Annotated in this window: 27 protein-coding genes and 3 tRNA genes; 20 read left to right on the top strand and 10 right to left on the bottom strand. The window is 64.3% G+C overall.

Annotation, left to right across the window (positions count from 1 at the left end):
- Genes E3T39_RS15840 through E3T39_RS15830 form a run of 3 tightly spaced genes read right to left on the bottom strand, consistent with a single transcriptional unit; the run spans window position 1 to window position 3408 of the window.
- Window positions 1–774 (bottom strand): CDP-alcohol phosphatidyltransferase family protein, encoded by a 774-nt coding sequence (locus tag E3T39_RS15840; protein WP_134516891.1) that lies wholly within the window; start codon window positions 772–774, stop codon window positions 1–3.
- Complete coding sequence (locus E3T39_RS15835; RefSeq protein ID WP_134516889.1) at window positions 771–2024, bottom strand: DUF1972 domain-containing protein; 1254 nt, start codon at window positions 2022–2024, stop codon at window positions 771–773. Before E3T39_RS15835 ends, E3T39_RS15840 begins: the two co-directional genes overlap by 4 nt.
- Window position 2025: 1 nt before the next feature.
- Entirely contained in the window at window positions 2026–3408 is a 1383-nt protein-coding gene (locus E3T39_RS15830; RefSeq protein WP_174845149.1) for a sugar transferase, read from the bottom strand.
- A 651-nt stretch (window positions 3409–4059) separates the two neighbouring features.
- On the opposite strand from E3T39_RS15830, the gene E3T39_RS15825 reads away from it, so the two are divergent.
- The 6 genes from E3T39_RS15825 (at window position 4060) to E3T39_RS15800 (ending at window position 9640) form a co-directional block, all read left to right on the top strand.
- Window positions 4060–5109, top strand: a complete 1050-nt coding sequence (locus E3T39_RS15825; RefSeq protein WP_241979764.1) for a dipeptidase — start codon at window positions 4060–4062, stop codon at window positions 5107–5109.
- An 87-nt stretch (window positions 5110–5196) separates the two neighbouring features.
- Window positions 5197–6096: a hypothetical protein gene (locus tag E3T39_RS15820; protein WP_134516887.1), complete on the top strand. Its 900-nt coding sequence runs from the start codon at window positions 5197–5199 to the stop codon at window positions 6094–6096.
- Complete coding sequence (locus tag E3T39_RS15815; RefSeq protein WP_134516886.1) at window positions 6089–7762, top strand: hypothetical protein; 1674 nt, start codon at window positions 6089–6091, stop codon at window positions 7760–7762. Before E3T39_RS15820 ends, E3T39_RS15815 begins: the two co-directional genes overlap by 8 nt.
- A gap of 10 nt (window positions 7763–7772) precedes the next feature.
- On the top strand, window positions 7773–8279 hold the full coding sequence (locus tag E3T39_RS15810; RefSeq protein WP_134516884.1) for a hypothetical protein: 507 nt from the start codon (window positions 7773–7775) through the stop codon (window positions 8277–8279).
- Window positions 8280–8430: 151 nt separating this feature from the next.
- The gene (locus tag E3T39_RS15805; protein ID WP_134516883.1) at window positions 8431–8946 is read left to right on the top strand and encodes a hypothetical protein; all 516 of its coding nucleotides are present in this window, start codon (window positions 8431–8433) and stop codon (window positions 8944–8946) included.
- Window positions 8947–9094: 148 nt separating this feature from the next.
- The gene (locus tag E3T39_RS15800; RefSeq protein WP_134516881.1) at window positions 9095–9640 is read left to right on the top strand and encodes a hypothetical protein; all 546 of its coding nucleotides are present in this window, start codon (window positions 9095–9097) and stop codon (window positions 9638–9640) included.
- 61 nt (window positions 9641–9701) lie between these two features.
- Here E3T39_RS15800 and E3T39_RS15795 read toward each other — a convergent pair whose 3' ends face one another.
- The 6 genes from E3T39_RS15795 to E3T39_RS15770 all read right to left on the bottom strand — a co-directional run bounded on the left by E3T39_RS15795 (window position 9702) and on the right by E3T39_RS15770 (window position 12088).
- Complete coding sequence (locus E3T39_RS15795) at window positions 9702–10247, bottom strand: hypothetical protein (RefSeq protein WP_134516879.1); 546 nt, start codon at window positions 10245–10247, stop codon at window positions 9702–9704.
- A gap of 69 nt (window positions 10248–10316) precedes the next feature.
- The gene (locus E3T39_RS15790; protein ID WP_134516877.1) at window positions 10317–10613 is read right to left on the bottom strand and encodes a WXG100 family type VII secretion target; all 297 of its coding nucleotides are present in this window, start codon (window positions 10611–10613) and stop codon (window positions 10317–10319) included.
- A gap of 263 nt (window positions 10614–10876) precedes the next feature.
- Window positions 10877–11542, bottom strand: coding sequence for a hypothetical protein (locus E3T39_RS15785; protein WP_134516876.1), 666 nt, complete (start codon window positions 11540–11542; stop codon window positions 10877–10879).
- A 170-nt stretch (window positions 11543–11712) separates the two neighbouring features.
- Window positions 11713–11788 (bottom strand) — tRNA-Phe (locus E3T39_RS15780).
- Window positions 11789–11856: 68 nt separating this feature from the next.
- Window positions 11857–11930: transfer RNA gene (locus E3T39_RS15775), tRNA-Asp, on the bottom strand.
- Window positions 11931–12015: 85 nt separating this feature from the next.
- Window positions 12016–12088: transfer RNA gene (locus E3T39_RS15770), tRNA-Glu, on the bottom strand.
- A 266-nt stretch (window positions 12089–12354) separates the two neighbouring features.
- On the opposite strand from E3T39_RS15770, the gene E3T39_RS15765 reads away from it, so the two are divergent.
- Window positions 12355–13716, top strand: coding sequence for a M23 family metallopeptidase (locus E3T39_RS15765; RefSeq protein ID WP_241979763.1), 1362 nt, complete (start codon window positions 12355–12357; stop codon window positions 13714–13716).
- A complete protein-coding gene (locus E3T39_RS15760) occupies window positions 13709–15106 on the top strand; it encodes a C40 family peptidase (RefSeq protein ID WP_134516874.1) in 1398 nt (465 codons plus the stop codon). The genes E3T39_RS15765 and E3T39_RS15760 overlap by 8 nt, the downstream gene beginning before the upstream one ends.
- Before the next feature lie 166 nt (window positions 15107–15272).
- Here E3T39_RS15760 and ppa read toward each other — a convergent pair whose 3' ends face one another.
- On the bottom strand, window positions 15273–15764 hold the full coding sequence (gene ppa, locus E3T39_RS15755) for an inorganic diphosphatase (protein WP_104126063.1): 492 nt from the start codon (window positions 15762–15764) through the stop codon (window positions 15273–15275).
- Window positions 15765–15808: 44 nt separating this feature from the next.
- Between ppa and tilS the strand changes: the two genes are divergently transcribed.
- The 12 genes from tilS (at window position 15809) to panC (ending at window position 26062) form a co-directional block, all read left to right on the top strand.
- Entirely contained in the window at window positions 15809–16789 is a 981-nt protein-coding gene (gene tilS / locus E3T39_RS15750) for a tRNA lysidine(34) synthetase TilS (RefSeq protein ID WP_134516872.1), read from the top strand.
- Window positions 16790–16811: 22 nt separating this feature from the next.
- The gene (hpt, locus tag E3T39_RS15745; RefSeq protein ID WP_134516870.1) at window positions 16812–17384 is read left to right on the top strand and encodes a hypoxanthine phosphoribosyltransferase; all 573 of its coding nucleotides are present in this window, start codon (window positions 16812–16814) and stop codon (window positions 17382–17384) included.
- A gap of 84 nt (window positions 17385–17468) precedes the next feature.
- On the top strand, window positions 17469–19478 hold the full coding sequence (gene ftsH / locus E3T39_RS15740; protein WP_134516868.1) for an ATP-dependent zinc metalloprotease FtsH: 2010 nt from the start codon (window positions 17469–17471) through the stop codon (window positions 19476–19478).
- A 6-nt stretch (window positions 19479–19484) separates the two neighbouring features.
- Window positions 19485–20054 (top strand): GTP cyclohydrolase I FolE, encoded by a 570-nt coding sequence (gene folE, locus E3T39_RS15735; protein ID WP_134516866.1) that lies wholly within the window; start codon window positions 19485–19487, stop codon window positions 20052–20054.
- Window positions 20051–20908 carry a dihydropteroate synthase gene (folP, locus tag E3T39_RS15730; protein WP_134516864.1) on the top strand — a complete coding sequence of 286 codons (858 nt, stop codon included), beginning with the start codon at window positions 20051–20053 and terminating at the stop codon, window positions 20906–20908. Before folE ends, folP begins: the two co-directional genes overlap by 4 nt.
- A complete protein-coding gene (gene folB, locus E3T39_RS15725) occupies window positions 20901–21263 on the top strand; it encodes a dihydroneopterin aldolase (RefSeq protein WP_134516862.1) in 363 nt (120 codons plus the stop codon). Before folP ends, folB begins: the two co-directional genes overlap by 8 nt.
- Window positions 21260–21799, top strand: coding sequence for a 2-amino-4-hydroxy-6-hydroxymethyldihydropteridine diphosphokinase (folK, locus tag E3T39_RS15720; RefSeq protein ID WP_134516860.1), 540 nt, complete (start codon window positions 21260–21262; stop codon window positions 21797–21799). The genes folB and folK overlap by 4 nt, the downstream gene beginning before the upstream one ends.
- Window positions 21796–22266, top strand: coding sequence for a DUF3180 domain-containing protein (locus E3T39_RS15715; protein WP_134516858.1), 471 nt, complete (start codon window positions 21796–21798; stop codon window positions 22264–22266). The genes folK and E3T39_RS15715 overlap by 4 nt, the downstream gene beginning before the upstream one ends.
- Entirely contained in the window at window positions 22259–22804 is a 546-nt protein-coding gene (locus E3T39_RS15710; RefSeq protein WP_134516856.1) for a PH domain-containing protein, read from the top strand. Before E3T39_RS15715 ends, E3T39_RS15710 begins: the two co-directional genes overlap by 8 nt.
- Complete coding sequence (locus E3T39_RS15705) at window positions 22801–24435, top strand: PH domain-containing protein (protein ID WP_134516854.1); 1635 nt, start codon at window positions 22801–22803, stop codon at window positions 24433–24435. Before E3T39_RS15710 ends, E3T39_RS15705 begins: the two co-directional genes overlap by 4 nt.
- Window positions 24432–25193 (top strand): Rossmann-like and DUF2520 domain-containing protein, encoded by a 762-nt coding sequence (locus E3T39_RS15700; RefSeq protein WP_134516852.1) that lies wholly within the window; start codon window positions 24432–24434, stop codon window positions 25191–25193. Before E3T39_RS15705 ends, E3T39_RS15700 begins: the two co-directional genes overlap by 4 nt.
- On the top strand, window positions 25190–26062 hold the full coding sequence (gene panC / locus E3T39_RS15695) for a pantoate--beta-alanine ligase (RefSeq protein WP_134516850.1): 873 nt from the start codon (window positions 25190–25192) through the stop codon (window positions 26060–26062). Before E3T39_RS15700 ends, panC begins: the two co-directional genes overlap by 4 nt.
- Window positions 26063–26095 lie beyond the last annotated feature (33 nt).

The raw sequence follows: 26095 nt of genomic DNA, 5'->3' as shown, positions 1-26095 counted from the left end.
CTACGGTCGGGCGACTTCCACGCGTCCCAGCGCGGTCATATCGCGAAACCATTTGCCGAGCGCCAAGGCGAGATAAAGCGCATTGGCCACGAAAAGCAGGCTGTACAGGCCGAAAAAAGCTAACGGAGCGCCCAGTAACACGAAGGAGAGGCAGAGTATGCCGTAGTCGGTCGGCAGACCAAGAAATGACCGCAAGGCGGAACGGGGAGCTGTGGAAAGCGGCGCCGTCGGTGCGTGCTTGGCCTTGAGCAGATCGTTCAGAATCATTGCAAAGAACGACACGGCTGCCACAGCCGCAAACCCGATGGGCACGAGCAGCCAGGTCGAACTTGACAATGGAAAGTGTGTGAACATCGTGATGAGCACCGCTAGATGCAGGGTTGAGATCTTGATGGAGTCAACGACGTGGTCGAGCCATTCCCCCGAGGGGGAACCACCACCGCGCAACCGGGCGACCTGGCCGTCGGCCGAGTCGAAGGCGTACCCGATGGCGAGCAGCAGCCACACCACGAGTCCGAGCCACCAGCTCGGCTCACCGATCGCCAGCAGTCCGATCGCGCAGAACGTGAAGCCCGCACTGACGGCGGTGACGTTGTTGGGGGTCAGGCCTAAACGAAACGCGCCCGCCGCGAGGTAGCGCCCGACGCGACGGTTCACGTAGACCGAATAGGCCGGAGCGCCGCGGGACGCCGTCTTCTGGGCGGACGACAGACGGCGAACGGTGTCAACGTACGATTCGGTCGAACGAGCGATTTGGGCTGAGGTGCTGGTCATAAGATGATCCCTCTGGAAGGCGCGGTTGACGGTTGCTTGCTCAGGCTGTCGGAAAGGCTCCACATCGACACTCCGGCCCTGCCGCTGCTTTGGCGGTGGGTGCTGTAACCAACGGCCACCCGCCTGGCGAGTTTTTCGTAGCTGGTCGTGACGCTGTCCCAGTTATAGAGATGCTCGGCGCGGGCTTGCAGTGCCGCCGCGACCTCTGCGACTCGCTCGGGACTCACTTCCGCGTCTTCGATCAGGGCCCTGAGGGAATCCGCCCCAGAGAAGTAGGCGCCATCTCTGCCGAGGACCTCACGATTGAAGACGACGTCCCAGGCGATGACCTTGGTGCCGGCACCCATCGCCCGCAGCAACGACGGGTTTGTGCCGCCGACCGAGTGGCCATGCAGGTAGGTGCTGGCGTGTTTGTAGAGCTGGTCGAGCTGATTCTGGTCCCACACACTGCCAAGCATGCGAATGCGGGAATCGGAGGCGGCGAGGTCACTGATGCGGTTGGTGTGTTCGGCCGCATAGGGCGCAGAGCCGACGACCACGAGCGGGAGGCGCGCTTCGCTGGCGCGGTATCCCTCGACGATGATGTCGACATGGTTTTCTGGTTCGAACCGGGCGACGACCAGGTGGTAGCCGCCCGGGCGAAGGCCGAGTTCAGCGAGCCGATCTGCCGGGGTGTCGTGCAGAATTCGGGTGCCGTAGGAGATCAGCTCTGTCGGGATGGAGAACTCGTCCCGGTAGTAGTCGACGATTCCCTGCGCGTCAGCGATGAGGGCATCAGCTTCACGCACCGATACTTCCTCGGCCCAGCGGTAGTAGCGTCGACCGGCGCCGCCCCACTTGGCGCGCTTCCATTCCAGGCCGTCGACGTGCACGACGCTGGGGATTCCGCGTAGGCGCAACAGTGGCACGAACGGGGCGTTGGCGGCATTGAATACGAAGGCCACATCGGCCGGACGGTGCAGGGTGGCGTGCAGGACCGACAGCCCAGTGTGGCTCAGGGTCTCGAGAATTTTGTGGCGCACTGCCGGCAGCTCGACGAGTTTCATGCCGAGGTACTCTTTTGGCACCGGCTGGGTGGTGCGGCGACAATACACGGTCACGTCGTGACCACGGTCGACGAGCCGGCGGCCAATTTCCTCGACGGCGGTTTCAAAGCCGCCGTAGGCTGCGGGGACTCCACGGGTGCCGATCATTGCGATGTTCAGACGCCGGTGGGTGGTGGGCGCAGTGTGTTCGATGCCCGCGGTCATGTCAATATGCCCCTACTGGTTGAATGACGGTCTTAAAGGTGCGCCAAATGATCATCAGGTCGCCCGCGAGCGACCAGTTCTCGACGTAATACAGGTCGAGACGAACGCTGTCTTCCCAACTGAGATTGGACCGCCCGTTGACCTGCCACATACCGGTTAGACCTGGTTTGATGTATAGGCGGCGGTGCACATGGGTTTCGTAGACCTGGACTTCTTCGGGCAGTGGCGGACGCGGGCCAACAAGGCTCATCTCTCCGACAAAAATGTTCCACAGCTGCGGCAGTTCGTCGAGCGAATATTTGCGCAGCACGCGACCGATCTTGGTGATTCGAGGGTCGTTACGAATCTTGAACAGCACCCCAGAAGCTTCGTTCTGGTCGAGAAGGCCGGCCAGGTCGTCTTCTGCGGTCTGAACCATCGAGCGGAACTTGACTATGCGGAACGTCTGCCCATTGCGGCCGCATCGCTCCTGCCGAAACAGCACCGGACCTGGGCTGTCCAGTTTGATGAGCACGGCGATCACTGCGAGCACGGGCAGTAAGAACAGCATGGCGAAAGCCGTTGTGACGATGTCCAGGGTGCGCTTGAGGGCATGTCGGCCCCCTTCGAACCGGGGAATTTCCACGTGGATCAGCGGAAGGCCGTCAACCGGACGGAAGTGGATGCGGGGACCAGCGACATCCGTCAGGCGGCTGGAAAGAACAAGCTCCGCGGAAGTGCCCTCGAGGTCCCAGCCCAGGTTGCGAATGTAAGAACTGCCGCCGCTGGGTTGCCCGGCCACGATGACCGTGTCGACGCCCATGGAAGCCGCCGCCGCGGCGACATGTTCGAAATCGGACACGATCGGTACCAGGCGCTCGCCGGCCGAGATCTCGTCACCGACACCGTCCTCCAAGGCCGCGCCGACGATGTAGTAAGCGGCCCCGGACTTGGTGTCGATCTGGCTGACCACGTATTCCACGTCGTCGCGATTTCCGACGACGATCACGCGAGAGAGATAGTGGCCGAACTTGCGTTGGTGCAGCAGCCATTTGCGCCACAGCCACCGTTCGAGAACGAGCGCGACAATTCCAAGCGGAAGCGCCAGAACAAAAAAGAGCCGGGCGATGTCGATCTGAAAGATTAGAAAGGCGATGGCGAGCATGCCGAAGGTCACAGCGCTGGCATTGATGACCTGCTTATACTCGCTCGCCCCGACACCGACGACGCGGGAGTCCCGAGTATGGAAAAGCTCGAGGGTCGTGAGCCAGGTCGCCACGATGAGCAGCGATACGAGCCAATAGTTGGCACTGAACGATCCAGGCACGGCTGGAATGCCGTCCACGCCAAACCGAAAGACCAGTGCAACACCAACCGCGAGAACAATGACCACAACATCGGTCATCCGCAGCTTGGTGCGGTACCGCCGAGCCCACATCAGCCCTGATGAAGGGGTGTCGACCGCAAGGTCAGCCTGCGCAGGCATCGCTTGGTCAACGAGCCGAAGTTTAGGGGGGCGCTGAAGCGGCCGAGATTGCGGAAAGGACGCGGGCGAATCTGATTCACTCATGCGTTATCCCCCTACAGTCGTACGTGAATGTGATGCCGGGTATGGTCATTGTGGTGCGGCGGTACCGGAGATTCGTGCAGCGGGTTTTGGGAGTGGTTCGGCTGATTGGGGTGGATGTCACGGCTTTATTCCCTGCAGTCGGGTTTACAGGAACAGATGGTCATAGTGACGAGGTGGCGATGCTGGCACCTGTCGTTGGATGGAGCGCGGCGTCGGAAGATGATTCTTTCTCAGCAACTTACTGGCAGAGACTACCCCGATTCAAGTCGGCGGCGCTGTAACCTCAACAGGGGTCAAAATCCCCTGTATATGGGAGCAAGCGGGGCCAGATGCATCCGCAGTCTGGCTACTCCCGTGTCTGGACTCGGTATCGCGGGCATAAATCAGGTTCCTGTCACGGCCGACTCGGTCGGCCGGGGCGCATTCAATGACCGAGGGTGCGGGTCCTAGGCTGGTATTGCGTCTCGATTGCCGGGAAGAGTTCACATGATGGTAAGAAATTCGAAATTCGCCGTTGTCGACGGCCACAACGACCTGGCCTGGCTGTGCCGGGAACACCGCGAATATTCGGTTGCCGGGCTGGACTCCGAGCATGATTCTGCCCTCAGCCGCTTGCAGACGGATATTCCCAAACTGCGTCGCGGAGGGGTGCAGGGCCAGTTCTGGTCGGTATGGGTGCACACCGACCTTGCCGGCACCGATTCGGTGCAGGCCACTCTCGAGCAGATCGATTTCATTCACCGCTTGATTGCCGCGTACCCCGACGACTTTGTGCGTGCCGTCACCGCTGATGACATCGAGGCCGCCCAGCACGGCGGAAGAATTGCGTCGTTCCTCGGGGTCGAGGGCGGCAATCAGATGAACAACTCGCTCGCGGTGCTGCGCGAATACGCCCGACTGGGCGTGCGCTACATGACACTGACCTGGAATTCGTCAACGGAGTGGGCCGACGCGGCCGTCGGCGAGGTGACACACGATGGCATCAACGATCGTGGTCGGGCCGTTATCGCGGAGATGAACCGCATCGGAATGATGGTCGATCTCTCGCACGTCTCCGCTGCCACTATGCAGGACGCCCTCGATGCCACAACGCTTCCCCTTCTGTTCAGCCACTCGTCGTGCTTCGCCCTCAATCCGCACCCGCGCAACGTGCCCGACGCGATTCTCACCCAGCTCGCCGCCAACGATGGTGTGCAGATGCTCACCTTTGTGCCCGCCTTCCTCTCGGCCGACTACCGCAGCTGGGAGGACAACGGGTCGGTGGGGGAGAAGCCGGTGGTGACCGTGGCGCACGTCGCTGACCACGTGGAGCATGCCCGCAGCGTGGCCGGCGTCGATCACATCGGTCTCGGCGGCGACTTCGACGGCTGCCCCGATATGCCGGTCGGACTCGCCAATGTGGCGGAGTACCCCAACCTGTTCGCCGAGCTCGAGCGTCGCGGCTGGAGCGACGCCGACCTCGCCAAGCTGGGCTCCCAGAACGTGCTGCGCGTGCTTCGCGCCAACGACCCCGCCTACCGCGCCTTCGTAGCCTAGGGCAGTTGAACCAGGTCGCATTCTCGATAGGCTGTGAACGAACATACGGGGGAACGCATAGTGACGAGTGAATCGTTGGGGGCGGGGATGTCTACTCCGCGGTTTCTGTTGACTGCTGACGAATTGCATTTTGTGCAGGATCACGTGCCGACGCTGCGATTACCGCCGAGATTTCGTCAGGAATGGGCCAGTGAGCTGGGCCCCGCCGAGGCCGTGGAGCGGGTGCGGGCGGCGCTCGCCAGTCTGATCGCCAAAGGCCTGGTCGCAGCGGATGTCCCGCGCGACCCGATTCCCGCGAACCTGAGCGACTGGCTTCTTGAGCCGTTCATGGTTTTCCTGTCGCTGCACATGGCCCCGGCCTGGGTGTTCGAGGTGTCCGCATGGACCCGAGAGTCGACCCTTTTGCTCGTCGCCTCGGCGCGCGGCGGTTTCGGCTCTTTGCTCGCGCGGGCACAGAACGTCGAGATCGCCGACGGGCGAGGAACGACCGGCGATCTGGCTGGCGTCGAGTTCGCAGTCGTGCCGTTCCCGGACCTTGCCGGCGAACTAGCCCTGGCCATCCCGCGCGGTGGAGAGGCCGGCGACAACGGGCCCATCGTGACGATGTCTCTGACGGATAGCCGCGGCGGCATTGAGGTTCTCCGCGCCCGTGACCCGCTCCTTCTGGAGGAACTTTCCCACCGAATCGGCGGTCCCGGCGCAGTGCAGGCGCTTTCGGGGCTTGCTGGCGACCTCAACGCCGGGTTCGAGCTTCGACTCTCGCGGGAGGACGGCATCCCCGTGCGGGTGCTTCGCTATGTGCGCGGCGCAGCCGGCTGGCGCAGCGTGGACGTGCGGGTGCCTGCAGGCGACGACGGCCTACCGACTGCGGAACAGGTGGTCGACTCCGGAACCATCACAATTGCCGCAGTGACGTACACCGCCATTCGGGCGGAAGTCGCTTCCCTCTGCGCAGAAATCACCCTGAAGGAGATGGCCCATGAGTGACTTCACGGTCACCGGCGGTACCAATACCTCCCCCCTCGTCGCGACTTTCGAAGACATGCGCACGTTCTCGACGGAGCTCGGTCAGGTGCAAAACTATCTCGCCACGGAGAGCCTGCATATCGCGGCCGTGGCGGCCGGCGGTGACTTGCTCGAATCGGCGATTCTCTCGCCGGCCACCTTCGCAGATGCTGAGACGAAGATCCTCCAGGCCGCCGCCGTGTACCTCGTCCAGACCGCCAGGGTCGCGGTGCTGCACCTCTTCATTGACGGCGCCATCGTCACCTACGAGACGGTGGAATCCGCGCTCGCCACGGCCGCAGGCGGCCTCTACTTCGTGGGCGGTTTCGCTGTTGGTGTCGTGGCGGTCGCTGGGGCCACGGTCGTGGCCGGTGGGGCAGCGCTCTACGCGGCCGGCGTTGAAGTTAGCTATCAGCTCACCGAGGTGGCTGACTCGGCCGGAGCAGCGGTGGACGCGATCGGCGACCAGGTAGAGAAGAACCCGTGGCTGCTCGCCACAGTGCTTCTGCCGGGCGGTGCGGGTGCGCTCATCACGCCCGGAGCGAGTGCCTTTGCATCTGCCTATTCACCAGCGGATGCCGCCACCGCTGCCAACCAGCGGCTCGCGGCCGAGTTCGCGGCCCTGCTCGCCAGCGCCCCCGATATGGACGCGATCCAAGCCTGGGCCAGCGAGCATACCGACCTCGTGCAGACGATCATCAACTTCGCTCCCGGGCTCCTTGCCGGAGCGACCTATGCCGTTGGCCCGCTGGCCATCGTCGGAACGACCTCCCTGACCGGTGCACCCTGGCCGCCCCTCAACTACGACCAGCTCGTGGAAGGCATCATCGCCGGCGGTGGCCGCTTCGGCGCATTCGACGACGCGACCGGCCAGCCGACCGTCGCTCCCATTGCCTTCACCGACTCCAAGGGAGCCCCGATCCCCCAGATCGTGCCGACCGACCTAGATACCTTGTTTAAGGGCGCCTGGGACATCGACAGGAACGGGAACGCCCCAGCTGGCTCCCCCAAAGGTTCTCCGGATGTTTTCTCCGACATTCGGCTTGTGGAACGAGTAGGAGTTGACGGCGTGAGTCACTGGATAGTCCAGATCCCCAGCACCCAGAACTGGGGGCTAGCACCCGGCACCGCCACGAACGACGTGCCGAGCGACCTGGCGTCCATGGCGCAGCATCAAACCGTGCTCATGGAGGCCGTCAAGAGAGCCATGGACCAGGCGGATGTGAAATCCCACGATCCGGTCATGCTCGCCGGCTTCAGCCTCGGCGGAATCACCGCGGGACTGATGAGCTCCGACCCCTGGATGAACCAGCACTATAACATCACGAACGTCGTCACCGCCGGTGCGTCGATCGGCAACTTCGACATTCCCGCTGACGTCAACGTGCTCTCCTTCGAACACACGGGGGACCTGGTCCCGGCAGGGGATGGGTCAGACAATCCGGCAACGACCAATCAGGTCACGGTGTACACCGACCCCCCGGGAATGGGCGACAAATCGGAACCGCACGACGCTCTGAAGTACGCGGTAACGGCCGGAAAATTCCAAAACTCCTTGGATCCCAACGCCGACACGTTCACCGCGTCCGCGAAGGGTTTTTTCAGCGGCAAAGAAGCGACAGTTCACGACTATGCAGCAACCCGATGAGGAACAAGAGATGAATATCCGAAAATCTTTGACCGGCGTTGTGATTGCTGTCGTAGCGGCGGCGGTGGTGCTGAGCGGCTGCTCGCTCCTGAAACCCGGCACATCCGCCGTCGCGCCGACCCCGTCCGCTGCGTCCACCGGGATCAGCAGTGATGCCGCTTTCGTGCTCTTGAACGCCGTTCCCGGCCTTAGCGACGCCACTGTTCAGTCCTCAATTTCGGGTTTGTCCACGTCGCTGATCATCGAGGTCTACGTCGATGATGAGGCCGCGATCACGGCCTCCGGGGTTCTTGATTACGTGCTGCGGGTTGGCTGGGCGACGTCTTTTGACCGCCAGCCTGGGAGCGTGATATTGACCGTGCGCAACAATGGCCGAACCCTCGACCTGCAAGCGCAGGCGAACCTGCTCGCCGGAGTCGAATATCCTACGCTCGCACCCTCGCACAGCGTCTATCTCGATGGTCCGGAGTACTTGGGTGCGTGGCCGGGCGTCGTCCCGACGCTGTCGGTAGGCTGAGATTTGTTCCGGGTGCGGGCGTCGTAGCCGCACCGGTTTTAGAGAGTTCTACGGTTCGCAGGCCGACGGCTGTGCTGCGTCCGCGAAGGGTTTTTGTGCGACGGTTCCGCGACCGCTTAGGATTTCGCAGCAACACGGTGAGGACCCAGAGATGAGTATTGGAAAACGTTTGATCGGCGCCACGATTGCTGTCGTGGCGGCGGTTGTGCTCAGCGGTTGCTCGAACCTAATGTTCGACCCCTCCAACAGCACATCCGCTGTCGCACCGACCCCGTCCGCTGCGTCCACCGGGATCGGCAGTGATGCCGCCGTCGTGCTGCTGAATGCTGTAACCGGCCTGAGTGACGCCACTGTTCGGTCCTCAATCTCGGGCTTGTCCACGTCGGCGATCATCGAGGTCTATGTCGATGATGAGACGGCGATCACGGTCCCCGGGATTCTCGATTACGTGCTGCGGGTTGGCTGGGCGACATCTTTTGATCGTCAGCCCGCGAGCGTGAAATTGATCGTGCGCAACAATGGCCGGACCCTCGACCTGCAAGCGCAGGCGAACCTGCTCGCTGGAGTCGAGTACCCCGCGTTTCCGGAACTCTATAGCGTCTATCTCGATGGTCCGGAGTACTTGGGTGCGTGGCCGGGCGTCGTCCCGACGCTCTCGGTAGGCTGAGGTCAGTGCCGATATGAGCGTCGTAACCGCACCGGTTTTGAAGAGCTCTGTGGTGCGCAGGCGATGGGTGGGCTGCGTCCGTGAGGGGTTTTTACGCGGCGGTTCCGCGACCGCTTGCGATTTCGCAGCAACACGATGAGGACCAGACATGAGTGTTCGAAAACGTTTGATCGGCGCCACGATCGCTGTCGTGGCCACGGCAGTTGTGCTCAGTGGCTGCTCGAACCTAACGTTCGACGCCTCCAACAGCACATCCACCGTCGCGCCGACCCCGTCCGCCGCGTCCACCGGGATCAGCAGTGATGCCGCTGTCGTGCTCTTGAACGCGGTTCCCGGCCTTAGCGACGCGACTGTTCGGTCCTCAATTTCGGGTTTGTCCACGTCGACGATCATCGAGGTCTATGTCGATGATGAGACGGCGATCACAGCTCCCGGGATACTCGACTACGTCCTGCGGGTTGGCTGGGCGACATCTTTCCCTCCCCAGGCCGGCTTGGCGAAACACTTCGACGCTGAGCCCGCGAGCCTGCTAATGACCGTGTGGAAAGACGATCACAGGGTCGAGCTGCAAGCTGAGGCGAACGTGCTCGCTGGGCTCGAGTACCCCACGTTCCAAACGTACAGCGTCTACCTCAGCGGTCCGGAATACATGGGCACGTGGCCGGGCGCCGTCCCTACGCTGTCGGTCGGATGAGGCCATGGCGGGAATCGGCGCTGACGCCGGATGGGTAGAAGCCAAAGCCAGACGGACTGGTCTAGCGGCGTGCGCCGCCCAGGGAGCGTTGCACGTCGAGCCAGTCCTGGGAACCGTCTGCCGGACGGTTGGGGACGGCCCGCACGATGTCCTCGGCGCGGGCGACGGCCTCCGGAGCGACGTCCGTGCCGAAGACCCGGAAGACGGAGACCTTGACGTTGTTGACCTGGTCGGGGATGGACGCGAGCACGGTCATGAACCCGGTTACGGCGTTTTCTGCGACATCGTGAACGACCTTGACGACGTTGCCGACGATCGAGCGCGCCTCGTCGAGGCGCTCACCCGCCCACTCCTGGGCCTGGTGGATGAGTGCCTTGACCTCGTCGACGGACCGCGCGTGGTTCGACAGGGCATCCGCTGCTGTGTCGAGTGCGGCAGCTGAACGACCGAGAGTGTCGGCGGTGACGCCGATTTCGGCTCGGAACGCCGTCGCGGCGACGGAGTTCCAGTTCATCGCCTCGGCCCGCGCCTTGATCGCTAGTGCGCGCGCCCGGACGTCGTCGCCGTGGGCGCGCAGGCGCGCCGAGTCGGACCTGACGACTGACATGTCTCCATACATTCGTGCCTCCAAACAGTGGCAGCCGCCGTGCAAGGCCGGCTGCCAGACATCGAGAGGTTAGCGGGAGAGGCGCGCGGCGAGCTGCGCGTCGACCTCGGACAGCGTGGTGGCCGTGGTGCGCAGGTAGTTGGAGAGCCCGTCGAGACCGCTGATCGTGGCGCGCGCACCACTCGTGAACTGCTCATAGGAGGCGTTGAATGCGCCGGAGGACTTGTCGGTGACGAAGCCGGAGCTCACGAGAGAGCCGATCAGGCTCTGCAACTCGGCGAGCTTGGTGTTGATGTCGTCGCGGCCAGCCACGAGGCGGTCTGCGGACGAGTTGAGTTCCTGATACGAGACGTTGATGTTGGCCATTTGATGCTCCCCCATATGAGCTGCATTGTGCAGATAGCCCCACGCTACCAGCCCGGACGCCACGCTTCGAGGATTCTCGACGTCGGATTTACCGATGATCCGATGACTGTTGGATAACCGCCCGGCCACACACATTACGAGCGGCGCATGTTCGTCTGGGGCAAGGCCCTGGGGTTGCGCAAACGTCGGTCCCTGGGCCATGAAAGAGTCCCGTGGAAGGTCGGGTTCGAGGGTCGCTGGGACTACGTCGGAACGAGACGAATTCAGATTTGTATTTCGGGCACCAGAGGTACGTTGGTGGTCGCCCGGCGATTGACGCGGTCGGCGAGAACGATGGCGATTACACCGAGCAGTACTGTGCCGCCGATCCGGGCAACGCCGTCCAGCCCCGTCAGGAGCCATGTCAGCAGATTGGGTCCGTATGCGGTGGCCGAGCCTCCGCCCAGCACTTGCAGTAGCAGCCAAGTCAGGGTCACCGCCGCCACAATCCCGGCTGGCACCCAGTTCCACGGAGCCGGCACGGCGCCGAGCCGGGCGATTTGCATGACCGCGACCAATGCGAGAGCGAATTGCACGAATGAGTCCGCGTAGGCGAAGGCCATGAGCGCGGTCGGAGCGGGGTCGTTCGAGAAGACGTCGCCAATAAGGCCGTACAGTACAGACCCAAGAAGAAGCCAGGCAGCCAACACAGCGAGAGCGGTGGTGCCAACGGGGCGGCGCGCTGTGACGCTGCCCACCCCACGCACGCCGAAGGCGAACACCAACAGAGCGGCGGAAAACAGGGCTGGTCCCACCATCTCGGCGTACGGGAAGAGCGTGGGCTGCGCGATCACCGTGATGACGACCGAGGCAAGCAGTAGCCCACCGCCGATCAACAACGCGAGGGAAGCCGGTGATGCTGCGTGATCACGAAGCTGTGAGTTTGCCATGCGCCCGAGTCTACTCAGAGCACGAGGGGTGTCCACCTGGTCGGTGTGGAGTCGAAGCTCTACGCGCGGGCAACTTCTGCTAGGCACGATCCGAGTGGGGCGTATCGACGTAGCGTTGAGAAAATTGACATAAAAAAAGCCACTCCCCAGTGTTTCCTAGGGAGTGGCGGTGGTGGCCCCGACCGGCGTCGATCCGGTGACCTTTCAATTTTCAGTCGAACGCTCTACCAACTGAGCTACAGGGCCCCGAAGCTGCGCTATAAACGCCTCTTCTAAGAAAAAAGCCCTTCCTTTCGAAAGGGCTATTTTCTTTGCGACCCTGACCGGACTTGAACCGGCGACCTCCGCCGTGACAGGGCGGCGCGCTAACCAACTGCGCTACAGGGCCTCGATGTGAAAATGTGAATCTGTGTGCGAGGCACTTGGTAAGACTATTCTATTTAATTTACTACTCCGTGCACGTACAGTTTGCGTAGCCCCAACGGGATTCGAACCCGTGTTAACGCCGTGAAAGGGCGCCGTCCTAGGCCGCTAAACGATGGGGCCGTGAGCCACAAAGTTCATGGCTGCCGAAGAGTAAGCATACGGACTTGTGGGGCGAAGGCCAAATCGGCGCGCGCAGCATCTGGATGAATGACAATTATTTTTCGACGCCAATTCGCAGCACGCCCGCAAATGGGCGGGCCAGCGGTTGTTTCGCGGGTTAGATTCGCCGTTAAGACTGGGTGAATCCTGCCCACCTTGTTACGCTCAAGAGTCTGCCTCGGCGCACGTGGCGACTGCTATAAGCCTGTTGGGAAACAATGATTCGCATGAGAACCGTGGCCGGCCGCAAAGCTGACCTGCCCACCCGCCGCTTGCGTACAACCAATCGGTGGCCCAGGCACACCCTGGCCTTGACCAGCATCATGGCCGCCATGACCCTGCTGGTCACCCTGATCAGCCCCGTAGCACCGGCGAGCGCCGTTGATTACCCCTCCTGGCAGGACCTGCAAGACGCCAAGGCGAACACGGTCTCGGCAGCGGCGCAGGTGACCGCCATTGAGAATCTGATTGCCGGCCTACAGGTGCAGGTGCAAGAAACCCAGGCCGCTGCCGAAAAAAGCGCCAGCGAACTTGAGGTTGCGCAGCAGGAATTTGACGACGCCACCCGCCGTGCCGAAGATATCCAGACACAGGCCGATACGAGCAAAGCCACAGCGGATGCCGCGACGAGACAGGCCGGTCAGCTCGCCGCCCAGCTCTACCGCACCGGCGGCACCGATCTCAGCGTGAACCTATTCCTGGAGGGCGAAGGGGACGGCGCCGATGCTGACCTGCTGCTGGCCAAACTCGGAAACATGAGCAAGCTCGTTGAGCGCAGCTCAGACGTCTACGAATCAGCGCAATCGGCCACGAATAACGCGCAATCGCTCGGCGACCAGGCCAAAGTCGCCCAAGCCGAACGTGAGACGCTGCGCGTCGCCGCCGAGGCTGCGCTTGCCGCTGCCCAAACTGCGGCCGAAGCAGCAGCGAACGCGCTCGCCGACTCTGAAGCCAAGAGCGTGGAACTCGAACAGCAACTGCAGTTCATGCTCGACGCCCAAGCCACTACAACAGCCGGGTATGAAGCCGGCGTCGCCGAACGCGCTCGGATTGAAGCTGCTCGTGTTGCGGCTGAAGCTGCGGAACGGGCAGCGGCAGCGGCCGCGGCCGCAGCAGCGGCGCGTGCTGGTAGCGGCGGTTCCGGTGGATCCGGTGGCTCGATGAGCAAGACCGGTTGGGCGGTTCCGGCCAGCGGCCGCATCACCGGTGGCTACGGCCCCCGGGCGGTCATCTGTAACGGCGGTGACTGCAGCGGAAGCTTTCATTACGCCACCGACCTCGGCACCGGCTGCGGTGCGCCTATCTACGCCGCCCATGCTGGCGTCGTCACCTGGGCTGGCCGCCTCGGCACGTACGGAAACTTCGTGAAGATCAGCCACGGCGACAACGTCTCAACCGGCTACGCCCACATTCGTAATGGCGGGTACAACGTGAGCGTTGGACAGTCAGTGTCGGCCGGGCAAGTCATTGCCAGTTCCGGCGACACCGGCGCAGCCAACGGCTGCCACCTGCACTTCGAAGTATGGATCGGTGGAAACCGCATCAATCCCGTTCCATTCATGGCCGACCGGGGAGCATCACTTGGCTAAGAGCACCACCTCTGCACACGCACGGGTTCGCACCAAGTCGAAACGACTGCTTTCCGCCGTAGCCCTCGGCGCGGTCTCGGCTGTCACAGCATCCGTTGCCGCCGCGGGCGGGGCCGCTTTCGCCGCCCCCGACTATCCGAGCTGGAACGACGTCGAGAAGGCCAAACAGAACGAGTCGACCAAGCAGGCCGAGATCGCGACTCTCGGAGAACTGCTCGACGGTTTGGCGAGCCAGGCAGCGAAGGCCGTTACGATCGCGCAGATTGCGGCCGAGGCTTACCGCGTGACGCAGGACGCACTGGACGCCGCCACCCTGCGCGAAACCAGCCTCAGCCAGCAGGCAGCAACCGCCGAAGCCACTGCCGCAACATCGAAAATGCGTGCCGGCCTCATTGCCGCGCACCTCGCCAAGTCAGGCGCCAGCGGTCTATCACTCAACCTGTTCCTAAACGGTAACAGCGCGGATAATCTGCTCAGCCAGCTGGGAACGGCCAGCAAGCTGAGCGAACAGTCGGAGCAGATCTACACCGAGGCTGTGCAGGACAAGAATGCGGCGGAGTCTCTCGGCGACCAGGCGGCATCAGCGACCGAGCAACGCGAACGGCTCACCGAAGAGTCCAAGACCACGTTTGACGCGGCTACGGCGAGTTCGAACGCTGCCGAGGTCGCCTATGACTCCCAGCAACGCAAGTCGAGTGAACTCTTCGAACAACTCGCCCTGCTCAAAGACACCACGGCCGAGGCCGAGCGCAGCTTTCACGTCGGCGAGGACGCGGCCGCTGCGGCCATAGCGTTCGCGCAAGCGCAGGCATCCGCCGCTGCAATAGCGGATGCCGCAGCCGCGCAAGCCGCGCAGCCCACTCAGCCCGCGCCTGCTCAGCCCGCGCAACCTGCTCAGCCCGTGCAGCCCGCTCGGGACGCCGGGGCGGCGGCCGGTTCAGGATCTGGTTCCGGGTCGGCCACGCCGGTCACGCCCGCTGCACCGGCCGCGCCAGCTCCTGTACCCAACGCCAGCGTCGTTGACACGGCGCTCGCGTTCGCCCGCGGCCAGCTCGGCGACCGCTACGTCTTCGGAGGCTCTGGCCCCGACGCGTGGGACTGCTCGGGGCTGACCAAGGCCGCCTATGCAGCCGCCGGCGTTTACATCGGCACCCACTCAGCCACGAATCAGTACAACACCATGGCCCAGCAGGGCAATCTCGTCTCTTTCGCCCAGGTTCAGGTGGGCGACCTGGTGTTCTGGGGCAGCCCGGGCAACTATTACCACGTGGCGATCTACGTCGGTAGCGGTCAGGTGCTCGAAGCCCCCAACCCCTCGGCGCGCGTGCGTGTGCACAGTATCTGGTCGTCGTGGGCCGTCGCACCGTACGTCGGCCGACCCTCCGCCTAGCTCCGGTTTCTCACCGCCGATGAGACCGCGCGGCGGCTAATTCGGGAGATCCGCGCGATGGCCGCAAGCCGCCGGTAAAAAAACTGCTGAATTAGCCCCGTCTGCGCGGCTGCAGACAGAACAAAGGCCCCCAGGACAATCCGGGGGCCTTCGTAGGGGGTAAGGGTTAGTGGCCCTCGTCGGCCAGCTTCGCAATGCCGTCGACCACGATCTGGTTGGCTTCGGCGGCGTCGCCCCAGCCCTCCGTCTTGACCCACTTATTGGGTTCGAGGTCCTTGTAATGCTCGAAGAAGTGCTCGATTTCCTTGCGGGTGTACTCCGGAATGTCGAGGACATCTTGAATGTGATCCCAGCGGGGGTCGCCCGCCGGAACGGCGATGACCTTGGCGTCGGAGCCGCCGTCATCGGTCATGTTGAAGACGCCCACCGGACGCACGGAGACACCCACGCCCGGGAACAGCGGGTAGTCGAGCAGAACGAGAACGTCAACGGGGTCGCCGTCGAGGCCGAGCGTGTTCTCGAAGTAGCCGTAGTCGGTGGGGTACATAAAGCTCGTATAAAGCACGCGGTCGAGGTACACGCGACCGGTTTCGTGGTCTACCTCGTACTTATTGCGGCTCCCGCGAGGGATTTCGATGACTGCGTCGTATTCGGCCATGGCTGGTTTCTCCCTTGATCAAAGTCTGCCGCTAACGTTACTGGATGGAATCTGTCCACCGCCCGCGCCTAACCCCGGCCCTGGCCGATATTCGCCGGGCCGTGCGTGGGCTGCTACCGTCGGACGGGCTCGTTCTGGTCGGCCTGAGCGGCGGCGCCGATTCGCTCGCGCTCGCTGCCGCGACCGCCTTTGAAGCCGGGCGGGCGGGCATCCGTGCCGGAGCGGTCATCGTCGATCACAATCTGCAAACCGGGTCAGCGGATGTCGCGGCGCGGGCCGCCGCGGCCGCCCGCGAGCTGGGCCTTGACCCGGTGCTGGTGTTGAGCGTTACGGTCGACAGCGAAGGGACGGGCCCGGAGGCGGCCGCCCGCACCGCTCGGTACACGGCTTTCGACCTGGCCCTCGAACGCACCGGGGCGAGCAGCGTGCTGCTCGGCCACACCCTCGACGATCAGGCCGAAACCGTGCTGCTCGGGCTCGCCCGCGGCTCCGGACCGACCAGCCTGCGGGGCATGGCTGCGCGAACCGGGCCGATTCTGCGCCCGTTGCTCGGCATCCGTCGGGCCCAAACCCGCCAATTCTGCGCCGATGCGGGCCTCGAGCCGTGGAGCGACCCGCAGAATTTCGACCCGCGTTACGCTCGGGTGCGCGTGCGGGAGACGGTACTGCCATTGCTCGAGAACGAACTCGGCCCTGGCGTCTGCCTGGCGCTCGCCCGTACCGCCGACGCGCTGCGCGAAGACTCGGACGCCCTCGACGAGCTGGCGCGCACGATGCTGCAGGAACATTTTGCCAACGGCACGATTGCGACGGCCGTGCTGGCGTCCGTGCCGGCGGCGGTACGGCAGCGAGTGATTCGGTTTGGAGTCGAGGCGATGTGTGGGGTGTGGCTGAATCGAGTTCAGACCCTGGCAGTGACGGCGCTCGTGACGGAGTGGCACGGACAGGGGGCGCTCAGCCTGCCAGGTATTAGAGTTGTACGGAAGGACGGCATTTTGTTGTTTTCCGCGCCTGGACTCACCTAATACAAAGGAATGCTTTTTCCACATGGAACCTCGCGACATTGATGGCGACCTCACCGAGATCCTGATCAGCGAGGAGCAGATTCGGGCTCGACTGGCCGAAATGTCACGCCAGATCGAAGCCGATTACGCCGGCACCGACCTGCTGCTGGTCGGAGTGCTCAAGGGTGCGGTCATGGTCATGGCCGATCTGGCCCGTGAATTGCATCACCCGGTGACCATGGACTGGATGGCGGTCAGCTCCTACGGCTCCGGCACACAGTCCAGCGGCGTCGTGCGCATTCTGAAGGACCTTGACACCGACCTCTCCGGTCGTAACGTGCTCATCGTCGAGGACATCATTGACAGCGGGCTGACCCTGTCGTGGTTGTTGGCGAACCTAAAAACTCGCGGCCCGGCATCCATTGAAATCTGCGCGCTGCTGCGCAAGCCGGATGCCGCGCGCGTCGATATTGACGTGAAATACGTCGGTTTCAACATTCCGAACAAGTTCGTCGTCGGCTACGGTCTCGACTACGACGAGAAGTACCGCAACCTGCGCTCGGTGGGTATTCTCGCCCCGCACGTTTACTCCACCGTTGCCGCGCCCGCGCTCTAATCACAGCCTGCGCACCACGTCTGAGTTTCCCTTTAAGCGAACACACGGCTTTCCCCTGTATTCGAGCGCTAGCCTGAGGTCACCATGAACGTCAAGAAGCTACTCCGCGGCCCGATTCTTTACATTGTGCTCGCCGTCATCGCCGTCTGGGTGGGGTCAAGCCTCATCACCATGAGCGGATTCCGTGAGGTCAGCACGCAAGAGGGCCTCGGTTACCTCAAGTCGGGCAACGTCGCCGAAGCCACCATCGTCGACGGCGAACAACGCGTCGACCTCACGCTGACCAAGGCCAGCGGCGACCTCGGTACCCAGGTGCAGTTCTACTACGTGGCCCCGCGCGGCGAAGAGATCATCACCGCCGTCACTGCGGCGAACCCCAAGGACGGCTTTACTGACGAGGTGCCGCAGCCCAACTGGGTTCTGGGCGTGCTCAGCTTTCTACTTCCCGTCTTGCTCATCGGTGCTTTCTTCTGGCTCATGATCTCGATGCAGGGCGGTGGCAGCAAGGTCATGAAGTTTGGCAAGTCCAAGGCCAAGCTCGTCTCCAAGGAAAGCCCGCAGGTCACCTTCGCCGATGTCGCCGGTGCCGACGAAGCCATCGAAGAGCTCGAAGAAATCAAAGACTTTCTCAAGGAGCCGGCCAAGTTTCAGGCGGTCGGCGCGCGCATTCCGAAGGGTGTGCTGCTCTACGGCCCTCCCGGGACCGGTAAAACTTTGCTTGCCCGCGCGGTTGCCGGCGAAGCCAATGTGCCGTTCTACGCCATCAGCGGCTCGGACTTCGTCGAAATGTTCGTCGGAGTCGGCGCCAGCCGGGTGCGCGACCTGTTCAGCCAGGCCAAGGAAAACGCTCCCGCCATCATCTTCATCGACGAGATCGACGCCGTTGGCCGGCACCGTGGCGCCGGCATGGGCGGCGGACACGACGAACGCGAGCAGACCCTCAACCAGCTGCTGGTCGAGATGGACGGCTTCGATGTGAAGGCCAACGTCATTCTCATCGCCGCCACCAACCGCCCCGACATCCTCGACCCCGCCTTGCTTCGCCCTGGCCGGTTCGACCGCCAGATCGGCGTCGACGCACCCGACATGCTCGGCCGCAAGCGCATCCTCGAAGTGCACTCCAAGGGCAAGCCCATGGCTGAGGGCGTCGACCTCGAAGTGCTCGCCCGCAAGACGCCCGGCTTCACCGGAGCCGACCTCGCCAACGTGCTCAACGAAGCTGCGCTTCTTACTGCCCGGTCCAACGCCCAGCTCATCGACAACCGTGCCCTCGACGAGGCCGTCGACCGGGTCATGGCTGGACCGCAGCGCCGCACCCGTGTCATGCGCGACAAGGAAAAGCTCATCACCGCGTACCACGAGGGCGGTCATGCCCTCGTGGCCACCGCGATGAACTTCACCGACCCGGTGACCAAGATCACCATTCTTCCGCGCGGCCGGGCCCTTGGTTACACGATGGTCATGCCGCTCGAAGACCGTTATTCGGTCACGCGTAACGAACTGCTCGACCAGCTCGCCTACGCCATGGGCGGCCGTGTCGCCGAAGAGATCATCTTTCACGACCCGACCAGTGGTGCCTCCAACGACATCGAGAAAGCCACGGCCACCGCCCGCAAGATGGTGACCGAGTTCGGGATGAGCAGCGTCGTCGGTCCGCTCAAGCTCGGCCAGGGCTCTGGCGAGGTTTTTCTCGGCCGCGACATGGGTCACCAACGCGATTACTCGGAGCGGGTCGCCGAGAGCGTCGACCGCGAGGTGCGCCAGCTACTCGAAGACGCCCACGACGAGGCCTATGAGGTACTCATCAAGAACCGCGTGATTCTTGACGAGCTTGCGACGGCCCTGCTCGAGCATGAAACGCTCGACCAGACCGCCCTCGCCGAGATCTTCGCCAATGTCGAGCAGTTGCCGCCCCGTCCGCAGTGGCTATCCAGTGACAAGCGCCCCGTCTCGGACGTGCCGCCGATTGCAATGCCCGCCCCGAAGGCCCCTATCGACGGCGACGCCGTTGACGGTGGCATCTCCAGCGGCGATGCAGTCCACGCCAAACCAAAACGCGCGCCGGCACTCAATCCCCGCCCCGCGACCGCCTAGGCGCTCGTGGCAGTGGACAGGGCGCGCATCCGGGCGGCCGTTTCGGAGATTCTCGCCGCAATCGGTGAGGACCCCGAGCGGGCCGGTCTGGAGAGCACCCCACGACGGGTAGCGGATGCCTACGGCGAGTTCTTCGCGGGGCTCGACCAAGACCCGCAAGATTTGCTGCGGGACTTCGTTCCGGTCGAAGGTAGTACCGGCGAACTCGTACTGCTGCGCGACATCGCCTTTCGCTCGATCTGTGAACATCACCTGCTGCCGTTTCTCGGCACCGCCCACGTCGCGTATCTGCCGCGGGATCGCGTCGTCGGCCTCGGACGGTTGCCCGCCGTGGTGGAGACGATCGCCGCCCGGCCGCAGTTGCAGGAACGTCTCACCGAGGAGATCGCTGACGCACTGCAGGAGGGGCTCGACCCGCTCGGGGTGCTCGTCGTGCTCGACGCCGTGCACGGCTGCGTCGGCACCCGTGGCCCGCGCCAGGCCGCGAGTTCTACCGTGACCATGGCGTCCCGCGGCACCCTGATGGAACCGACGGCCCGTGCCGAAATTATTGCGCTGATTTCGGCTGGCGGGTGACGCTCATCATGGGTGTGCTCAATGTCACCCCCGACTCCTTTAGCGATGGTGGCCAGTGGGCGTCAACGGATGCCGCCATCGAGCACGGACTGCTGCTGCACGCCCAGGGCGCCGACCTGATCGATGTGGGCGGCGAGTCCACCCGGCCCGGCGCCACCCGTGTCGCGCCGGAACAAGAACAGCTCCGCATCATTCCGGTGGTCACGGAGCTCGCCAGTCAGGGGCTGCGCCTGAGCATTGACACGCTCAATGCCTCCACGGCCCGCGCCGCCGCGAAAGCGGGCGCGAGCATCATCAACGATGTGTCGGGCGGGCTCGCGGACCCCGGCATGGCCGCCGTCGCCGCCGACACCGGCCTGACCTATGTCGCCATGCACTGGCGCGCTCATGCCCAGCAGATGGATGCTCTCGCCGATTACGGTGATGTCGTCACCGATGTCATCGCCGAACTGCGCGCCCGCGTCGACGCCTTGACCGCCGCCGGAGTGGCTCGGGAGCAGATCGTACTCGACCCCGGGCTTGGATTCTCCAAGAAGGCCGAACACAACTGGCAGCTCATCAACCGGCTCGACGCCTTCGCGGAACTGGGCCTCCCGGTCATGGTCGGGGCATCGCGCAAACGCTTTCTCGCCGCTGTGCTGCCGGTCGACGCGCCCGTGCTGGATCGTGACCTGCCAACGGCGGTGGTCAGCGTGCTGGCAGCCCAGGCCGGAGCCTGGGCCGTACGCGTGCACGACGTGGCCGCGACGCGCACCGCCCTCAACGTGCTCGCCAGTGTGCGCGAGTGGACGTCCCCGAGTCCCAGGCAGGTGCCCGGTGCCGCTTCGCGTCCGTCACAATGGACCCATGACTGATTCGATCACCCTCACCGGCCTGCGGGTGAACGCCCACCATGGCGTCTACGACTTCGAGAAAGAAAACGGTCAGGACTTCGTCATCGACGTGACCGTCTGGCTCGACTTGCTCCAGGCGGCCGCGAGCGATGACGTGACCCAGACCATCCACTATGGCGTCCTCGCCGAGGAGGTCACCGCAGCGGCTGCGCACAACCCGGTCGATCTCATCGAAACCGTTGCCGAACGCATCGCGAAGGTCGTGCTGGCCCACCCGCCGGCGCTGCGCGTGCAGGTCACGGTGCACAAACCACAGGCTCCGATTTCGGTTCCGTTCACCGACGTCGCCGTGCAGATCACCCGGTCGCGGCCATGACCGGTCGCAGCGAACGCGTCGTACTCGCCCTCGGCAGCAATCTCGGTGACCGGACGGCGACGCTGGCCGGCGCCGTGCACGATCTCGCCGGCCTAGCCGGTGCGACGCTGGTTGCCGTCTCGCCCGTGTACGAATCCGCCGCCGTGAAACTCGACGGCGTCGACGAGAACGCTCCGCGGTACCTCAACGCGGTGCTCACCATCGACTACAGCGGCGACCCGTACGCACTGCTCGACGCCGTCAACGCCATCGAGGCGGAGCACGGCCGGGTGCGCGCCGAACGGTGGGGCGACCGCACGCTCGACATCGACCTCATCGTGTTCGGACAGCGGATCGTCGATGACGACCGCCTGACCCTGCCGCATCCGCGGGCAGCAGAACGTGACTTCGTACTGGCGCCCTGGCTCGATCTCGACCCAGGGGCCGTCATCCCCGGCCGTGGACTGGTGCGCGACCTGCTCGCCGCAACCGACAACACGGTGCGCCGAGCAGCGGAAACCGCCGCCTTCGCACCGACGTTCGGATCACGGCAATGAAGCGCTCCCAGTCGACCGGGCTGCTCGCAATTCTGCTGGTCGGTCTCGTCGTCGGCTTTCTCGTCGAGATCGCCTTCGCGGCCTCCGGGGCCCCGATCGTTGTCCCGCCGGTGACCCTGCCGTTGACTCTGATTCTGCTGGGCACCGTGATCGTCAGCCTGGCGTGGAAGGTGCGCCAGGGCAGTAATCGTAAGGCGCTGCGCCGCATCGACCCGTTCTGGGCTATGCGGGTCGCCGTACTGTCGAAGGCGACCTCGCTGTCGGCGTCGCTGCTTTTTGGCGCGGCCCTCGGCATCGTGCTGTACATTCTCACCCGATCGGTGGTTCCCGCGGTCACGTCATTGTGGCTGGCGATCGGCACGGCCATCGGCGCGGCCCTCATGCTCACGGCCGGCCTCGTGGCCGAACACTTCTGCACCCTCCCTCCCGACGACGAAACCGACGACTCGGGAGGTACCCGTGCCTGATTACGAACCAAACCCGTCCGCCGGGCAGCAGGCTGAACCGGCACCTGAATCGTCCAATCGGCTCGAACTGGTCGAGACCGGCGAATGGAAGCGCGTCTCCCCGAAGTACGTGGTGGTGGAGATCGTCGGCACCATCGTCAACGCCGTCGTGGTCTGCGGCGGAGCGACCCTGCTCTGGCTACTGCTCGACCAGACCTGGGCGTTGTGGGTCGGAATCGTGGTCCTCGCCGTGTCAATCATCAACCTCGTGTTCGAGCCGCGCCGGGTGCGCGCCATCGGCTACCTGCTCCGCGCCGATGACCTGCTCTTTCGCCGGGGTATCCTCTTTCAACGCTTCGTGGCAGTGCCCTACGGGCGCATGCAACTTATCGATATCACTCGCGGCCCGATCGCCCGCTGGCTCGGTTTGGCCGATCTCAAGTTCGTGACTGCCGCTGCGAGCGCAGGCGTCTCTATTCCAGGGCTGGCCGAGGCCGATGCCGAGAGCCTGCGCGACCGGTTGGTGGAGCTGGCCGAGAGCCGCCGGGCGGGGCTGTGAACGAGGAGCCGGTTGCTCACGCACGGCCAGCCCTCACCGCACCGCGCACTGACCTCACCGACGGCGAGTGGCACCGCCTGCACCCGGCGACACCGCTGCTGCGCGGGGGCATTTTCATGGTGGCCATCATCGGTTTCATCATCGCCAACCTGCGTGAACGCCTCATCGACCTGTTCACCGGCGAAGAGAATTACGGCGGCGATCCGATCGACGCCATCTACGAGCGCGGAGCAACCGGCTGGGCTTTGCTCATCATCGGTGGCGTGCTGGTGGTCATTCTCGTGGTCTTCTATCTGTCCTGGCGCCTGCATACCTTTCGCGTGACCGGAGAGATCGTTGAAGTGCGCAGCGGCCTTGTTTTTCGCAGTAACCGCAAAGCCCGCCTCGACCGAGTGCAGGGCGTCAACCTGACCCGGCCGCTGATTCCGCGGCTGTTTGGCGCTGCCCGGCTCCAAATCACCGTGGCTGGGCAGGACGGCAACGTGGAGCTCGCGTACCTCGGCTCGAAACTTGCGGATGACCTGCGCCGCGACATCCTGCATCTGGCCTCCGGCCTGCGGCAGGCTAAACAGCCCGCCGCCGCACCCGATGCGCCGGTCACCTCAGCGCCGGCCGTAGACGGAATGCCCATTGCTCATTCCGCCCTCGGCGACTTCGCGACCGCGCGATTCAACGAGTTTCGGGCACCGGAACTTGACCCGGATGCCGCGCCGCCGCACTCGGTGGTGCGTATTCCCCCGCGGCGCCTGATCGGGTCGGTCGTGCTCAGCGGCTTCACCGTCTTTCTGCTGTTGGCCGGCATGGGCCTGATTATCAGCGTCATCGCTGGAAGCAGCGGCTGGGTGCTCGTGGCCGTGTTGCCCGGCCTCATCGGCAGCGTCGGTTACTATTTCTCCCGCATCACGAAGACACTGCGATTCAGCATCACGGGCACCCCGGATGGCGTACGGGTCGGATACGGTCTGCTCTCGACCAGCAGCCAGACCCTGCCTCCAGGGCGTATTCACGCTATCGAGGTATCGCAGCCGATTCTCTGGCGTCGGTTCGGCTGGTGGCAGATCAGCATCAACACGGCCGGGCAAGCCTCCGGTCGCAGCTCGACCCCGGTGACGGGAACCACGCTACTGCCGGTCGGCACCCTCGCCGACGTTGAAAAGGTACTGCAACTGGCGTTGCCCGACTTTGACACGGAGACCCATCGTGCCCTGATTGAAAACGGCATGCTCGGCGGCCGCAAGCGTGACGCCGGCATCGCCGATTTCTATAGCAATGCGCCCGCCCGGGCCGTCTGGCTGCGCCCGTTCTCCTGGTGGCGCACCGGCTGGGCCGTCTCGGGCAGCGTCGCCCTGATCCGGCGCGGCATACTCTCTCGTGACCTGATTCTGGTGCCCCTCGCCCGGATGCAGGGGGTGCGCATCAGCCAAGGCGCGATTCGCCGTCGCCTGCGCCTCGCGTCGGCCGCCCTGCACACGGTCGCCGGACCGGTCACCGCCTCACTCAGCGTCATCGACGTCGACGAAGCCCTCGTGCTGTTCGAGTGGATGTCCACCGGGGCGGTACGGTCGGCGCTCGCCGACACCAGCCACCAGTGGAGCCGCACCGCCCCACCAACCCAGGAAGCAACGGAATGAACGTCAAACCGGGACGCCTCGGCGTCGGTATCATCGGGGCCGGCCACGTCGGCCCCATTCTCGGCGCCGCGCTCGCAGGGGCAGGCCACGCGATCGTCGGCATCTCCGCGATCTCGCAGGCCAGCCTTGAGCGGGCCGAAGCTATTTTGCCACTCGTGCCGATTCTGACGGTGCCCGAGGTTGTCGAACGCAGCGAGTTGGTCATTATTGCGGTGCCCGACGCCGAGCTGGATAACCTCGTGAAGGGGCTCGCGGCAACAAATACCTGGCAGCCCGGACAGCTCGTGCTGCACACCTCCGCTCGCTACGGCACCACGGTGCTCGCGCCGGCGCAGGCCGCCGGCGCTATTCCGTTGGCCATCCACCCGGCCATGGCTTTCACCGGTACCAGCCTCGACCTGGCCCGACTCGCCGACAGTTACTTCGCCGTGACCGCCCCGGGCCCGGTACTGCCGATCGGGCAGGCGCTTGCCGTGGAGATGGGCGGCGAACCGCTCATCGTCGCCGAGGCCGACCGGGCCAGCTATGCCGAAGCCATCCAGATCGCTACCGCCTTCTCCACTTCGATCGTCGAGCAGGCCACGCATCTGCTCGCCGGGATCGGTCTGGAGCATCCGGGGGCTATCCTCGGTCCGCTGCTGCGCTCCGCGATGGAAAACGCTCTCGCGCGCACGAGCCCCGAACGGCTGGACCTCGCCGGGTTTGACCAAATTGAGCAGCGGCAGCATCCGCTTGACGACGACCGGGAGGTCGAATGAGCACCATCCAGGTAGTGAGTACCATTACCGAGCTGCACGACAGTCTGGGGCAGGCCCGCGACAGTGCGGCACTGACCGGTGGCGATACGCGCATCGTGCTCGTGCCGACAATGGGCGCCCTGCACGCCGGCCATCTCGCGCTGGTGCGACGGGCGCACGCACTCGGCGGCATCGTGGTGGTGTCAATTTTCGTCAACCCGCTGCAATTCGGCGCCGGTGAAGACCTCGACAGCTACCCGCGCACGCTCGACGCTGACCTCGCGGCCCTCGGAGCCGAGAACGTCTCGTTCGTGTTCGCGCCGAGTGCCCGCGAGATGTATCCCGGCGGAGCGAGCGACACCCGGGTCACCGCCGGCCTGGTCGGCTCGCTCTATGAGGGCGCCGAGCGACCGGGGCATTTCGACGGCATGCTCACCGTTGTAGCGAAATTGCTGGGCATCGTGACCCCGGATGTCGCAGTGTTCGGCCAGAAAGACGGCCAGCAGGCTTTTCTCGTGCAGCGTATGGTCGACGATCTCAACGTTCGCAGCACCATTGAGGTCGTCGAGACCGTGCGGGAACCGGGCGGGCTGGCACTGTCCAGTCGTAACCGCTACCTCGATGAGGCCCAGCACACCGCCGCGCAGGCCCTGTTCGCCGCGCTTACCGCGGCCGTGGAAGCGGCGCCGGCCGGCCCAGCCGCTGCCCTCGTTGCGGCTCACGCGCGCATTGCCGCCCAGCCGTTGGTTAAACTGGACTATCTCGTAATCGTGCACCCGGAAACCCTGCTGGCCGTGCACGACGATTATCGCGGGCCGGCCCGGTTGCTCGTGGCCGCGCGCGTCGGCAGGACTCGGCTGATCGACAACGTGTCGCTCAGACTGGGGTGAGTCGCAGCATCCGCTTTTTTGTGAAACGACAGC

Origin of the sequence: Cryobacterium suzukii (genome assembly GCF_004403185.1) — a bacterium.
Lineage (GTDB): Bacteria > Actinomycetota > Actinomycetes > Actinomycetales > Microbacteriaceae > Cryobacterium > Cryobacterium suzukii.
The sequence above is the reverse complement of the archived record's forward strand: the minus strand, read 5'-3'. Positions and strand labels throughout refer to the sequence as shown.